The sequence below is a fragment of the Mesorhizobium sp. B2-4-19 genome (assembly GCF_006441315.1).
Taxonomy (GTDB): Bacteria; Pseudomonadota; Alphaproteobacteria; order Rhizobiales; family Rhizobiaceae; genus Mesorhizobium.
The window spans coordinates 191,810-203,924 of sequence record NZ_VFUV01000003.1; the positions used below are offsets into that span (position 1 = coordinate 191,810).

13 protein-coding genes are annotated in these 12,115 nt (G+C 62.3%); 5 read left to right on the forward strand and 8 right to left on the reverse strand.

Annotation, left to right across the window (positions count from 1 at the left end):
- Positions 1-196: 196 nt before the first annotated feature.
- From FJ546_RS07015 to FJ546_RS07030, 4 genes are all read right to left on the reverse strand, one after another.
- Entirely contained in the window at positions 197-1,450 is a 1,254-nt protein-coding gene (locus FJ546_RS07015) for a murein L,D-transpeptidase (protein ID WP_140888663.1), read from the reverse strand.
- Positions 1,451-1,957: 507 nt separating this feature from the next.
- Positions 1,958-2,473, reverse strand: a complete 516-nt coding sequence (locus FJ546_RS07020; protein WP_140888664.1) for a winged helix DNA-binding protein — start codon at positions 2,471-2,473, stop codon at positions 1,958-1,960.
- 238 nt (positions 2,474-2,711) lie between these two features.
- Positions 2,712-3,134, reverse strand: coding sequence for a DUF6163 family protein (locus FJ546_RS07025; RefSeq protein WP_019857605.1), 423 nt, complete (start codon positions 3,132-3,134; stop codon positions 2,712-2,714).
- Positions 3,131-4,174 carry an enoyl-CoA hydratase/isomerase family protein gene (locus FJ546_RS07030; RefSeq protein ID WP_140888665.1) on the reverse strand — a complete coding sequence of 348 codons (1,044 nt, stop codon included), beginning with the start codon at positions 4,172-4,174 and terminating at the stop codon, positions 3,131-3,133. Before FJ546_RS07030 ends, FJ546_RS07025 begins: the two co-directional genes overlap by 4 nt.
- A 185-nt stretch (positions 4,175-4,359) precedes the next feature.
- On the opposite strand from FJ546_RS07030, the gene FJ546_RS07035 reads away from it, so the two are divergent.
- From FJ546_RS07035 to FJ546_RS07045, 3 genes are all read left to right on the forward strand, one after another.
- Positions 4,360-5,181 carry a DUF2066 domain-containing protein gene (locus FJ546_RS07035; protein ID WP_140888666.1) on the forward strand — a complete coding sequence of 274 codons (822 nt, stop codon included), beginning with the start codon at positions 4,360-4,362 and terminating at the stop codon, positions 5,179-5,181.
- A 149-nt stretch (positions 5,182-5,330) separates the two neighbouring features.
- Complete coding sequence (gene hemB / locus FJ546_RS07040) at positions 5,331-6,362, forward strand: porphobilinogen synthase (RefSeq protein ID WP_140888667.1); 1,032 nt, start codon at positions 5,331-5,333, stop codon at positions 6,360-6,362.
- 335 nt (positions 6,363-6,697) lie between these two features.
- Positions 6,698-7,345, forward strand: coding sequence for a dihydrofolate reductase family protein (locus FJ546_RS07045; protein ID WP_140888668.1), 648 nt, complete (start codon positions 6,698-6,700; stop codon positions 7,343-7,345).
- Between the two features lie 24 nt (positions 7,346-7,369).
- Here FJ546_RS07045 and ppk2 read toward each other — a convergent pair whose 3' ends face one another.
- The gene (gene ppk2 / locus FJ546_RS07050) at positions 7,370-8,290 is read right to left on the reverse strand and encodes a polyphosphate kinase 2 (RefSeq protein ID WP_044550210.1); all 921 of its coding nucleotides are present in this window, start codon (positions 8,288-8,290) and stop codon (positions 7,370-7,372) included.
- Between the two features lie 279 nt (positions 8,291-8,569).
- On the opposite strand from ppk2, the gene FJ546_RS07055 reads away from it, so the two are divergent.
- Entirely contained in the window at positions 8,570-9,613 is a 1,044-nt protein-coding gene (locus FJ546_RS07055) for an aldo/keto reductase (RefSeq protein ID WP_140888669.1), read from the forward strand.
- An 18-nt stretch (positions 9,614-9,631) separates the two neighbouring features.
- Here FJ546_RS07055 and FJ546_RS07060 read toward each other — a convergent pair whose 3' ends face one another.
- A complete protein-coding gene (locus FJ546_RS07060; protein WP_140888670.1) occupies positions 9,632-10,603 on the reverse strand; it encodes a glycosyl transferase family 90 in 972 nt (323 codons plus the stop codon).
- A gap of 196 nt (positions 10,604-10,799) precedes the next feature.
- Here FJ546_RS07060 and FJ546_RS07065 point away from each other — a divergent pair, with 196 nt between their 5' ends.
- A complete protein-coding gene (locus tag FJ546_RS07065; RefSeq protein WP_140888671.1) occupies positions 10,800-10,946 on the forward strand; it encodes a hypothetical protein in 147 nt (48 codons plus the stop codon).
- A 54-nt stretch (positions 10,947-11,000) separates the two neighbouring features.
- Here FJ546_RS07065 and FJ546_RS07070 read toward each other — a convergent pair whose 3' ends face one another.
- Together FJ546_RS07070 and FJ546_RS07075 are read right to left on the reverse strand one after the other, a co-directional pair.
- Positions 11,001-11,261 carry a DUF982 domain-containing protein gene (locus FJ546_RS07070; protein WP_140888672.1) on the reverse strand — a complete coding sequence of 87 codons (261 nt, stop codon included), beginning with the start codon at positions 11,259-11,261 and terminating at the stop codon, positions 11,001-11,003.
- A 102-nt stretch (positions 11,262-11,363) separates the two neighbouring features.
- The gene (locus tag FJ546_RS07075) at positions 11,364-12,029 is read right to left on the reverse strand and encodes a GntR family transcriptional regulator (RefSeq protein WP_140888673.1); all 666 of its coding nucleotides are present in this window, start codon (positions 12,027-12,029) and stop codon (positions 11,364-11,366) included.
- Between the last annotated feature and the right edge of the window lie 86 nt (positions 12,030-12,115).

A 12,115-nucleotide genomic window follows, 5' to 3' on the forward strand; every position in this document is an offset into this window, starting at 1 on the left:
GACCGCGCGGACGGCAGGCCGTCTATGCAAAAGGCATTGCCGAAGCGACAGTCCGCTTCCGTGTCGACAATGCTGCAAACTCGGCGCCGTCAACCGCGCGCAAGCGGTGGCGCGGTGGTCAACCAGCGGCTGATCTAACCATCCCGCAAACGAAAGGCCGCCCCTCGAGCGGCCTTTCGTCAAAACTATCAATCTCTTAGAGCGAAGAGGTAATCTGCAGTTCGCTGGCGCCGTCCAACGCGTAGACGTCGTCGCGGAACTGGACGACGCCGGGTCCGGTCGACCAGGCCGAGAGATAGAGGAAGTGCACCGGCACCGGGTTGGTGACCTGGATCGGCGTGTTCTGGCCGGTCTTGATCGCGGCCTCGAAATGCTGACGGTCCCAGCCGGGCGTGTCGCGCAGAATCCAGGTGACAAGATCGCGCACATTCTGGACGCGCACGCAGCCCGAGGAATCGAAGCGCATCATCTTGCCGAACAGGCTCTGCTGCGGCGTGTCGTGCATGTAGACGCCGTCCGGGCTCGGGAAATTGATCTTCACCGACGCCATGGCGTTTTCCGAGCCCGGGTCCTGGCGGAAACGGTACTTTTCCGCATCGTCCGTCGACCAGTCCACATTCATCGGATCGACTTCGCTGCCATCCGGCGCGAACAGGCGGATATGGCTGTTCTTCAGATAGTCGGGGTTCTTGCGCATCAGCGGGATGATGTCCTTGCGCACGATCGAGACCGGCGCGTTCCAGTATGGATTGACGATGATCTCGTTGATCTTGGAATTGACGATCGGCGTCTGGCGATCGATCTTGCCGACAATCGCGGTGTGGCGAAGCACGACGCGGTCATTCTCGACCGCTTCGATCTGTGCGGCCGGAATGTCGACCAGCACATAGCGGCTGCCCAGCGTGCCGGCCTTCTCCTTGAGCCGCTGCAGGTTGGTCTGCAACTGGCCAAGCCGGATCTGCGCCGAAACGTTCATCGCGGCATAGGTGTACTTGCCCATGGAGCCGTCGGCCGGCAGGCCATGGCGCAACTGGAAGCGCTTGACCGCCGAGTCGACATAGGAATCGAAGGCCGTCGAAATACCGGCGCTCTGCGACAGGTCGCCAGACACCATCAGCCGCTTGCGCAGCGGGACGACATCGGGATCGTCGACGCCAAGTTCCAGTTTCTTGGTCGCGGGAACCTCTACCCAGCCGCCCTGCCCGACAATGTTTTGATATTGCGCTACGGCCTGCTCGGTGAACGCAACGGTCTGCGGGCTGAAGATCGGCAGCGTCGAGGCCACCTTGCCGCCCTCGCTGGCGCGGGCGTCGAACTGGTCGTCCCAATTGCCGCGGGCCGAGGATTTCAGGATATCCCCTATCACATCCTGCGCGCTCGCACGGCCGGCCACCATGGCGGCGGCGAGCAACGAGGCCCCGGAAAGGAAAAAGCGGCGGCTGGTTCTCATGGACGTTCCAGACATTCTTGTAGCATTCGATCAGGGGCGATTTTGCCCGCACTCTAAAGTTGGCAATCTTAACAATTAGCCAACCATGTCCGCGTCGGTTCGGCCACAAACACACGTGACGCACCGTCCGGTTCCAGGTGAACACACGGCCTGGACCGCAGCTTCACCGGCATCCTCGGTTCCATTGGAATATGGCGGCAACGTGGCCTTGGCCCGCGATTTGCGCCGCCCGGCATGGCGAAATGAAAGGGGCGTGGTTTTTCGGCATCGAAGCCGCCCTGTCGCGCATTGCCAGGCCGGGGCGCCAAGCACAGGAACCGCGGCATTGTGGCGGCGAAAGCAAAGTGCGCGGCCGAACTCGCCGCTTACCGGTCAAGCGACGGCCACCAGAACTGCTGGCCGGCTGTCCATGATCAGAAAAAGGGCCAGTGCTTTCGGCACCAGCCCCTGACTGAAGGTCGCTGTTCGGGCCGTGCTTCTGCGGCACGGCTGCCGTTCGTGGATGGCTTACATGCGGTAGGCGATGGTGTCGTTCCAGAAGCGATCGAGCCGCTGCAGGGCGCGGTTCATCTGCTTGAACTCGTCGGTGTTGATGCCGCCGACCTGCTCGATCGAGCCGACATGGCGCTCATAGAGACCGGCAACGACCTCGGCCACCTCATTGCCCTTCGGGGTCAGCGAAACGCGGACCGAACGGCGGTCGATGCGCGAGCGCTGGTGGTTGATGAAGCCGAGATCGACCAGCTTCTTCAGATTGTAGGAGACGTTCGAGCCGAGATAGTATCCACGCGAGCGCAGTTCGCCGGCGGTCAGCTCGGAATTGCCGATGTTGAAGAGCAGCAGCGCCTGGATGGCATTGATGTCGGAACGGCCGTTTCGGTCGAATTCGTCCTTGATGACATCAAGCAGACGGCGGTGCAGCCGCTCGACCAGCTGCAGCGATTCCATGTACAGCGAGCGGATAGCCTCGCGGCGGTCGTCGGAAACGTTGGCGGCCTTCGCCGCCGGACGCGAATTGATCATTGTCTTTGCCTCTCGTTTGTCGCCCTGGTGATTTTTTGTTTTTCACCTTGATCGCGACACTATCGAATACTCATAAAATTCGACTTAAACGCTAGGGCTAACAAGAGCTTACCGGTAAGAGGTTTCGGAAGAGGCTTAACGAACGGTCACCCGAGTAAGGATAATTAACCTAAAGGCTTAGGCACTTATCGCAGGGCTCGATCCGGGCGTTTGCCAAGTCGTCAACGGCCTCAACGGCTTAGTGCCGGACGGGGCGTTTCTGCAGCCAGATGACGACGCGAAAGACGATGTAGAGCAGCGCCACCGCCGCATGCGAGACGACGATCAGCGGCCGATGGCCAAAAAGCTCGGGAAAGCCGGCATACATGACGGTCTCGGTGACCGCGCAGATGAACCAGATCACCGGGCCCCACGAGGCCAGCATCCACAACCCCGCCGCGGCAAAGGGGAAAAACACGGCGAGCATTACCGCCGCCACCTGCCAATGCACCGGCATCAGGTCGAAGCGCCACAGCGGGCCCGGATAGAAGCCGATCAGCTTGATCCAGTACAGGATGCCGAACAGCAGGCAGTAGCCGGCGATGACGCGCTGGAACCAGGCGAAGATCACCTCGACCGTCGAGGGCTGTAGCACGACGCGTCTCGACGTCACCTCGCTCATAGCGGGAGTTCCCGTTCGCCGAGCGGGGCGAAATAGGCCTCGACATCCGCCTCGCCGACCGCATCGAGCGTTGCCGGCAGCCATTGCGGCTTCGATCCCTTGTCGATGATGGCGGCGCGGATGCCTTCGTAGAAATCGTGGCCGGCAAGCATGCGGTTGAGGATGCGGAACTCCATCTTCATGCACTCGTCCATCGACAAGGTCTGCCCGGCGCTGATCTGCCGCCAGGCGACGCGAAGACTGGTGGGCGAGCGCGTGCGCAACGTCGCCAGCGTCTTTGCCGCGAATTCGTCGGCGCCCGCCGCGCGGTCCAGACTGTCGATGACATCCTGCAGCGACGGCTGGGCGAAATGGCGGGAGATCGCTTCCAGTGCCGCCCTGTCAGTCTCCCGCTTTGCCGGGACGAAGAAACCGCGCAGCACCGATTCCGGATCGCCGGTCAGCACCAGCCGATCAAGAAAACTGGCCTGGTCTTCGGCCTTGATGGTGTGGGTGGCCAGCCCCGACCACAGCGCATCGCCATGGCGGATGCGGTTGCCGGTCAGGGCCAGATACATGCCGAAGGAGCCACCAAGGTCGGGCAGCAAATGGCTGGCGCCGACATCCGGGAAAAAGCCGATGCCGACCTCCGGCATGGCGAACTGGGCATTCTCGGTCATCACCCGGTGCGAGCCGTGAAAGGAAATGCCGACGCCGCCGCCCATGACGATGCCGTCGATGAGCGCCACATAGGGTTTCTTGAAGCTGTTGATGTGGGCGTTGAGCCTATACTCGTCGGCGAAGAACTCGACCGGCGGCTTTCCAGCCCGGCCGGCTTCATAAATGTGCAGGATATCGCCTCCGGCCGAAAACGCCCTGCCCTCGGCCTTGACCAGGACGACGTCCACGCCGTCGTCGCGCTCCCAGGCATGCAGGGCCTTGCCCAGCGCCCTGACCATGCGATGGGTGACGGCATTGAGCGCCTGCGGCCGCGTCAGCGTGACGACACCGGCCCTGCCCAAGCGCTCGAAGCGAATTTCGTCGCCTCCATCAAAATCCATCGCCAGAGAATCCCTCCCCCGCGCCTGCGGGACTGAAGTGCTAAAGGCGGCGCATGGGTGCGTCAATGGCAGCAGCCTCCGCGCCGTGGTCTTGGCGACCGGCGGCGGGCGGTGCTACGAAGATCGCCGCCGTTGCAAGCGACGCGCCGATATTGCCCACAGACGGCGTCGGGGAACAGTTGGCCATGCCCGGATTTCTTCGTGCCGTGCTTTTGACGATCGGGGTCATGATCGCTGGCCTGGCGCCTCGTGCCGCATTGGCCATCACGACCGACGATCTCTACCAGTCGCGGACCATCGTCACCGGCCAGGGCGAGGTGAACCGCCGGATAGGCTTCAAGGATTGCCTGGACCGGGTTCTGGTCAGGGTTTCAGGCGATCAACGCCTGCTGGAGAAACCCGAAATGGCGGCTCTGCGCGACAAGGCTGGCGATTTTGTCGACGCCTTCCGCTACCATGACCGGCTGGAAGGCATTCCGATCCATGACGAGCAAGGCACGCATGACCGGCCGCATGATCTGACCTGTCTCTACAAGCCCGCCACGGTCAACAAGCTGCTCGCGCAGCTCGGCAGCAAGCCCTGGCTTGGCGAACGGCCAACGCTTGCCGTCTTTCTCACCGTCGAACAGGGCGCGAGGCATTTCGCGCTCAGCGCCGGGGAGGAGCGTGGCAAGACGATGCGCGAGTCTTTCGCCAATACCATCGATCCGCTGTTGATGCATATCGTATTTCCGAAGGCGGTACAGCTGGCCGAGCTGGGCGAAAAAGGGCTGCGCACCGACGACATGGCAAGGCTGGATCTGCTGGCCAAACAGGCCGGTGGCACGCAAGCGCTCGCCGGCAGCATCGTCTGGAGCGACAAGGATCTCGGCTGGATCGCCGATTGGCGCCTGGCCGATCACGGCAAGACCTATCGCTGGCGGGTGCGCGGCGTCAGCTTCGACGAGGCGTTCCGCGTGGCGATTGGCGGCGCTGCGCAGATTCTCTCGGGTAATGGGCAGCCGTGACCGGATAGATATGGCGGGACGCGCCTATCTCTGCTTTGCCGAGCATCTGCCCACAAGGCGGAGATTGGCGGCTTCGGCCTGGCACAATCGTGTCGCATTGGTCAGCGGCAAGGGCTCGTGATAAAACCCGCTGATCCGGAGTATTGGCCATGAACAAATTCACCCCGACAAAGCCAGCCGGCGCGCGCAGCGTCGACGACGTGACCGGCAGCCGCCGCCTGCGCCGCATGCGCAAGGCCGACTGGTCGCGCCGCCTGGTACAGGAGAACCGGCTTTCGGTCGACGACCTGATCTGGCCGATCTTCGTTGTCGAGGGCAGGAATGTGCGCGAGCCGATCGCCGCCATGCCGGGCGTCTTCCGCCTGTCGGTCGATCTTGCCATCAAGGAGGCCGAACGCGCGGCAAAGCTCGGCATTCCGGCCCTCGCCACCTTCCCCAATGTCGAACTGGCCTTGCGCGACGGGACCGGCTCGCACATTCTCGACCCGGAAAACATCATCAACCGCGCCACCCGCGCGATCAAGGACGCGGTGCCCGGGATCGGCATCATCACCGACGCGGCGCTCGACCCGTTCACCAGCCACGGCCATGACGGCATCCTGCGCGACGGCATCATCGTCAACGACGAAACGGTCGAACAGGTCGCGGCGGCGGCCGTCATCCAGGCAGCGGCCGGCGCCGACATCATCGCGCCATCCGACATGATGGACGGCCGCGTCGGCGCCATACGCGACGCGCTCGACGCCAACGGTTTTCAGGACGTGGCGATCATGTCCTATGCGACGAAGTTCGCCTCGGCCTTCTACGGCCCCTATCGCGAGGCGGTCGGCACCGCAGGGCTGCTCAAGGGCGACAAGAAGACCTATTATATCGACCACGCCAATTCGGACGAGGCGGTGCGCGAGGCCGAGCAGGACATCGCCGAGGGCGCGGACATGCTGATGGTCAAGCCCGGCCTGCCCTATCTCGACATCATCCGCCGGCTGAAGGACGAATTCCAGATGCCGACCTTCGCCTATCAGGTGTCGGGCGAATATTCGATGATCAAGGCGGCGGGCGCCAATGGCTGGATCGACGGCGAGAAGGCCATGCTGGAATCGCTGCTCGCCTTCAAGCGCGCCGGCTGCGACGGCATCTTGACCTATTTCGCGCCCGAAGTGGCCGAAATGCTGAAGGGGTAGTCCGGCCTGGCCAGCAAAAGCCTTTCAGTAGATGTCACCACTCTTTCGACCGGTCGGCGTTTCTTTCGAATTCCCGCAGACAAGAACCGACAGCCGCGGCTATGATAGCCGCCTCCAGAGGATGCGTCCTGATCCGCTTCACCGGTCGGCGATCGGCGGCCGTCCCAGCGGCCGGTTATCATCCGAACCGATCATCACGAAACAATTGGGACATCGCTTGGAGGCGAGATCCGGTATGTGTCTTTTTCTCCTTAGAAAATAGCGCTTGCAATTTGCAATTGGTTTGCTAAACAACAACCGATTGCAAAATACAACTGGTTATCGAGGAGGCTTTCATGTCCATGCTGCGTGTCAATGCATTCACCCTATCGCTCGACGGCTATGGCGCCGGCCCCGATCAGGATCTGCAAAATCCGCTCGGCATCGGCGGGGAATCCTTGCACAAATGGTTTATCGACACCCGCACCTTCCGTAAGATGGTGCTTGGGCGAGAGGGCGGCACCACCGATATCAACGAGGCGTTCGCGGCGCGCAGTTTCGAAAATGTCGGCGCCTGGATCCTCGGCCGCAACATGTTCGGACCGATCCGCGGCGAATGGCCTGACGACAGCTGGAAAGGCTGGTGGGGCGACAACCCGCCCTACCATGTGCCGGTGTTCGTGCTGACGCACCACCCGCGGTCACCCATCACGATGGAAGGCGGCACGACCTTTTATTTTGTGACCGACGGCATGCATTCGGCGCTTGAGCAGGCGAAAGCGGCGGCGGACGGCAAGGATGTACGGATCGGCGGCGGGGTCGCCACCATCCGGCAATATCTGCAGGAGAGCTTGATCGACGAGATGCATCTGGCAATCTCGCCGGTGCTGCTTGGCAAGGGCGAGCACCTCTTCGCCGGCCTGGATATGTTGAAGCTTGGCTATCAATGCACCGAGCAGGTGGCGACGGCGCTTGCCACGCATGTGGTGATCAAGCGGGGTTAGGTGGAGATTACAGCTTCATCCGCCTCAATACTTCTCCGGCACGTAGAGCTCGCGCGGCAGCGTCTGGCGCTCGTATTCCGGGTTGAAGACGCGTTCCGGCAGCGTGATCTCCTCGTGCGGCACCTCTTCATACGGCATCTGCTTGAGCAGATGATCGATGCAGTTCAGCCGCGCCCGCTTCTTGTCATTGCCCTCGACGATGAACCAGGGCGCCTCGGGGATGTTGGTGCGGGCGAAGGTCTCTTCCTTGGCCTTGGTGTACTGCTCCCAGCGAACGCGCGACTGCAGATCCATCGGCGACAGTTTCCACTGCTTCATCGGGTCATGGATGCGCATCAGGAAGCGCATCTGCTGCTCTTCGTCGGTGATTGAGAACCAGTATTTGACCACGGTGATGCCGGAGCGCACCAGCATCCGCTCGAACTCGGGAACGTCGCGGAAAAATTCCTCGACCTGGCCGGCATCGGCAAAGCCCATCACCCGCTCGACGCCGGAGCGGTTGTACCAGGAGCGGTCGAACAACACGATCTCGCCGCCCGCCGGCAGATGCGGGACATAGCGCTGGAAGTACCATTGCGACTTCTCGCGTTCGGTCGGCGCGGGCAGCGCCACGACACGGCAGATGCGCGGGTTGAGCCGCTGGGTTATGCGCTTGATGACGCCCCCCTTGCCGGCGGAATCGCGGCCCTCGAAGATCACCACCAGCTTCTTCTTGTGGTAGGCGACCCAGGACTGCAGCTTGATCAGTTCGGACTGCAGGGTGATCAGGTCGCGAAAATATTGCATGCGGTCGATCGAAGGCGGATGCGCGTTCTTGTAGATCTTGGCGATCTCCATCGACAGCGCCGGCTCCGACATTTCGAGCTCATAGTCTTCGTCGAGCGTGTCGGCGAGTTCGGCTTCGAGCCAGTCCTTGGCGGGAGAATTCTGTCTTAGCTCAGTCATTTGCACTGCTCCGCTTGCAAGCCCTGTCGGTTCCCATACGGCGCCCCAAATTGCTGGCCAGCGGCCTGGAAGGGAAACACCTGAGCCGACTTCAATATAGACCGGCAGTGACGGTTTTATTGCAGCCGGACGCTATCGCGGCCGCCGCGGCAGCCGCCATGTCCAATCGATCCATCGCCATGGCACGGCGACAAGCCGGCCGAATTGTCCTACAAATCCTCTCGCATTCCGGGCTGCCCTTTGGCCCCGCCCCCATTCAACGCAATCGCGAGGACTGACATGGAATACCGCACCCTTGGCCGTTCCGGCCTGAAGGTTTCGACACTGACTTTGGGCACCATGACCTTCGGCGGCACCGGGCCCTTCGCCGCGGTCGGCAACAGCGATCTTACCGAAGCCAAGCGCATGATCGACATCTGCATCGATGCCGGCATCAATCTCATCGACACGGCCAATGTCTATTCCAACGGCCTGTCGGAGGAGATCATCGGCGAGGCACTTGGCGGCAAGCGCAGGAACGACGTGCTGATTGCCTCCAAGGCGCGCATGCGGATCGGCAGTGGACCGAACGACGAAGGCCTGTCGCGCCACCATCTGATCCGCGAATGCGAGAAGAGCCTGAAGCGGCTGAAGACCGACGTCATCGACATCTATTTCGTCCACCAGTGGGATGGGCTTACCCCGGTCGAGGAAACGGTCGCGGCGCTCGACACTTTGGTCAACCAGGGCAAGGTGCGCTATATCGGCTGCTCCAACTGGTCCGGCTGGCAGGTGATGAAGGCGCTGTCCATCAGCGACAGCCGTCACCAGCAGCGCTTCGTCACCCAGCAAATCCACTACACGCTGGAGGCACGCGAGGCGGAATATGAATTGCTGCCTATCTCGGTCGACCAGGGGCTGGGCGTGCTGGTCTGGAGCCCGCTCGCCGGCGGCCTGCTGTCCGGCAAATACCATCGCGACAGCCCGACCGCACGGCAACTCGCCGGCTGGTCCGAGCCGCCGATCCGCGACGAGGACCGGCTCTGGCGGATCGTCGATGTGCTGGTCGAGATCGGCAAGGCCCGCGGCGTATCGGCCGCACAGGTGGCGCTGGCCTGGCTGCTCGGCCGCCCCGCCGTCTCCTCGCTGGTGATCGGCGCCCGCAACAATGCCCAGCTCGAGGACAATCTCGCGGCCGCAAGCCTGGCGCTCAGCCCTGAGGAACGCCAGCGCCTCGACGCGGCCAGCCGGCCGCCCGTGCTCTACCCCTATTGGCACCAGCAATTGACGGCTAAGGATCGCTTCGGCCCCGCCGACATGGTTCTCGACCGCAACGTCATCTGACCATCAGCTGGAGGCGCGCTAGCCCTTGATGAAGCGCCAGAGTTCGGGATCGGGCCCGATCTGACCGCTGAGCACGAAATATTTGTAGAGCACGAGCAGGGAGATCGCCTGCTCGTCCCGCTCATTGGAGAATTTCCGGCAATAGGCATTGGCCGCGGCAATGATGCGCTCTGCCTGCGCCGGATGCCGTTCGAAATAGCGCACCTTTTCGCCGAGATCGGCGAAATCCGGATCGAGCGGCACATAGTGGACATTGGCCTCGAGCTGGCGCTCCGCGAACCATGTCTCGTATGTCGGCGGCGGCATCAGGCAAAGCGACTTCGAGCTCAAGATCCATTTGAGGTTGGTCGCCACGTCATTGCCCTCGAGCGAGACGATGTAGCGGTAGCGCTGGTGCTGGCCGATGCTGAGAAAGGGCTTGGCGTATTCGGCCGGTGCGTTCGGCTTGTGCGAGCCGGCATCGCAGAATGGCAGGTCGCGCACCGCTTGCAGAAACCGTGTCCTGATCGGATTGTTGAGATCACCGCGCCAGACCACCATCGGCAACTTGTCGGCGAACGAGATGGTGTCAGCCGGCATCTGGAAGTGACGGAATTTGTCGAGCTTCATGATGACCGCGTTCTGGTCGTCATCACGAATCGGCCTATCCTTGACGATCGTCGGCACCTTCGGCACGTCCCTGACGTCGCCGAATTCGACGTCGATGAGCAATCCGGGATCGAAATAGCGGGCGAATTCCTTCAGGTCGTAATAGTACATGGTCGGCGTGAACGGCAGTTTGCTGATGCGCACCGCATTGGCGCTTGGCGCGAAAAAGTCCTGCAGCTTGTTGTAGTAGTTCAACCGCCGCCGCGCCGCCTCGTCGGAACGCATGGCCTGTTCTAGACGAATAGCCAGCCTGCGGCGGAACAGGGCTTGGGGAATGACATCGCGCACGACGTTTCGCGCATAATAGAAAACCCGTGCCGACGTCCGCGCAATTGTTGCCATGATTCACTTGGTCAAAACAAACGGGCTGCTCTCAAATACGCTGGCGCCCCGCGTTTCCTACATCATTATGGCGCTGATCTGGCAAGCCCCTCGATCTCCGGGGCCGCGCCCGCGCACTGTCGTTTCAGCTGTTGTGTTTGACGGCTAATGCTCCTAGGCAGGGTCGGAGCCGCAAGGCAGGTCAAAAGGAGCCGATATGGCACGAGCACCAAACTACGATCAGGAACGCAAGGAACGCGACCGGCAGAAGGCGGCGAAGAAAGCCGAAAAGCTGGCGGCCAAGGTCGCCGCACGCGAACGTTCCAAGCCCGAGGCAGAGAACGAAAACGAAACGGCGGAATGACGGCAAAAGGCCCGCATATGCGGGCCTTGCGTCAATCCAGGCTGTGGCCTTGCGTCAGGCAGGAGCTTTGTCGCTGACAAAAACGTCCACTTCACGCGCCGCGGCGATAAAGGCGCGCCGGGCGTTCATCGCCGGCTTGTCGCCGGCCAGTGCGTCGTGGCAGGCCTGCAGCGCCGCGCGATGCTTGGGACTGCGCTTGCCTGGCCAGCTGTTGAGGAGATATTCGGATGCCTCGCGGGCCGTTCGCAAGATCTGAGTGCTTCCCGCGGTGACGGACTTGACGGTCACTGGTGTTTCAAATCGGTTGTTTTCCATCGCCGCTCTTACGCCATCGGCGTCCGTGAAGCGAGGCCCAAAGTGCGCTCGGCGTGAGGCGTCGCCTGTTTTTGCCGGCGAGCGCCCTGCCCTATAGCGGTGCTAGGCAGCCACGACGGCAAATCCCCTGGCGCGAAGGCCGCGTCGGTCGTTGGCGAGCGACGTCACCAGCCGGTCGCGGCTGCCGACGATGTGCGCAGAAAGCAGGCGGGCCGCTTCATCGGCATCGCCAAGGCGTGCCGCGGCCAGAATGGCGCGGTGTTCGGCCCAGGCGCGACCAAGGGCCGCTTCGTCACGCACTTCCAGCCAGCGAGCGCGCGATAGGCGGGTCATGGCATCGCGCACTGCCCTGAACAGAAATTCGTTGCCCGACAGGCGCGCCAGCTCGATGTGAAAATCCATGCCGACACGATGCCACTCCTCGCGCGGCGTATTGTCGTCGCAGGAATCGAGCATCGCCTCGATGACGTCGATGGCGCTGCTTTCGGCATGCATGCATGTCAGCCGGACAGCCGCGACCTCGACTGCTTCGCGAAAGACCGCGATCTGCTCGAGCTCGGCAAGGTTGATGGGCGATACCGTCCAGCCGCGGCCATCCCTGCCCACCAACCCCTCGGTCTCCAGCCGCAGAAGTGCTGCCCTGACCGGCGTGCGCGAGGCACCGAAGCGGCCTTCGATCCAGCGCTCGGTCAATTTCTCGCCTGGACCGATCTCAAGCCCCAGGATCATCTCGCGCAACTGCCGTTCGACATTCTGCATCTGCGACATAGCGCTTCCTTGTTCCGAAGCCGCATTGACAGCAGCCGGGTTGGAGTTCATGACGGATACCAATTTGGTATCCCAAAATGGTATCC

What these genes read in the sequence shown, in the direction of transcription:
- FJ546_RS07020 (WP_140888664.1), bottom strand. Translation starts at nt 2,473, where the DNA reads ATGATCAATTCGCGTCCGGCGGCGAAGGCCGCCAACGTTTCCGACGAC.
- FJ546_RS07075 (WP_140888673.1), bottom strand. Translation starts at nt 12,029, where the DNA reads ATGTCGCAGATGCAGAATGTCGAACGGCAGTTGCGCGAGATGATCCTG.
- FJ546_RS07070 (WP_140888672.1), bottom strand. Translation starts at nt 11,261, where the DNA reads ATGGAAAACAACCGATTTGAAACACCAGTGACCGTCAAGTCCGTCACC.
- ppk2 (WP_044550210.1), bottom strand. Translation starts at nt 8,290, where the DNA reads ATGACTGAGCTAAGACAGAATTCTCCCGCCAAGGACTGGCTCGAAGCC.
- FJ546_RS07065 (WP_140888671.1), top strand. Translation starts at nt 10,800, where the DNA reads ATGGCACGAGCACCAAACTACGATCAGGAACGCAAGGAACGCGACCGG.
- FJ546_RS07060 (WP_140888670.1), bottom strand. Translation starts at nt 10,603, where the DNA reads ATGGCAACAATTGCGCGGACGTCGGCACGGGTTTTCTATTATGCGCGA.
- hemB (WP_140888667.1), top strand. Translation starts at nt 5,331, where the DNA reads ATGAACAAATTCACCCCGACAAAGCCAGCCGGCGCGCGCAGCGTCGAC.
- FJ546_RS07055 (WP_140888669.1), top strand. Translation starts at nt 8,570, where the DNA reads ATGGAATACCGCACCCTTGGCCGTTCCGGCCTGAAGGTTTCGACACTG.
- FJ546_RS07025 (WP_019857605.1), bottom strand. Translation starts at nt 3,134, where the DNA reads ATGAGCGAGGTGACGTCGAGACGCGTCGTGCTACAGCCCTCGACGGTC.
- FJ546_RS07030 (WP_140888665.1), bottom strand. Translation starts at nt 4,174, where the DNA reads ATGGATTTTGATGGAGGCGACGAAATTCGCTTCGAGCGCTTGGGCAGG.
- FJ546_RS07035 (WP_140888666.1), top strand. Translation starts at nt 4,360, where the DNA reads ATGCCCGGATTTCTTCGTGCCGTGCTTTTGACGATCGGGGTCATGATC.
- FJ546_RS07045 (WP_140888668.1), top strand. Translation starts at nt 6,698, where the DNA reads ATGTCCATGCTGCGTGTCAATGCATTCACCCTATCGCTCGACGGCTAT.
- FJ546_RS07015 (WP_140888663.1), bottom strand. Translation starts at nt 1,450, where the DNA reads ATGAGAACCAGCCGCCGCTTTTTCCTTTCCGGGGCCTCGTTGCTCGCC.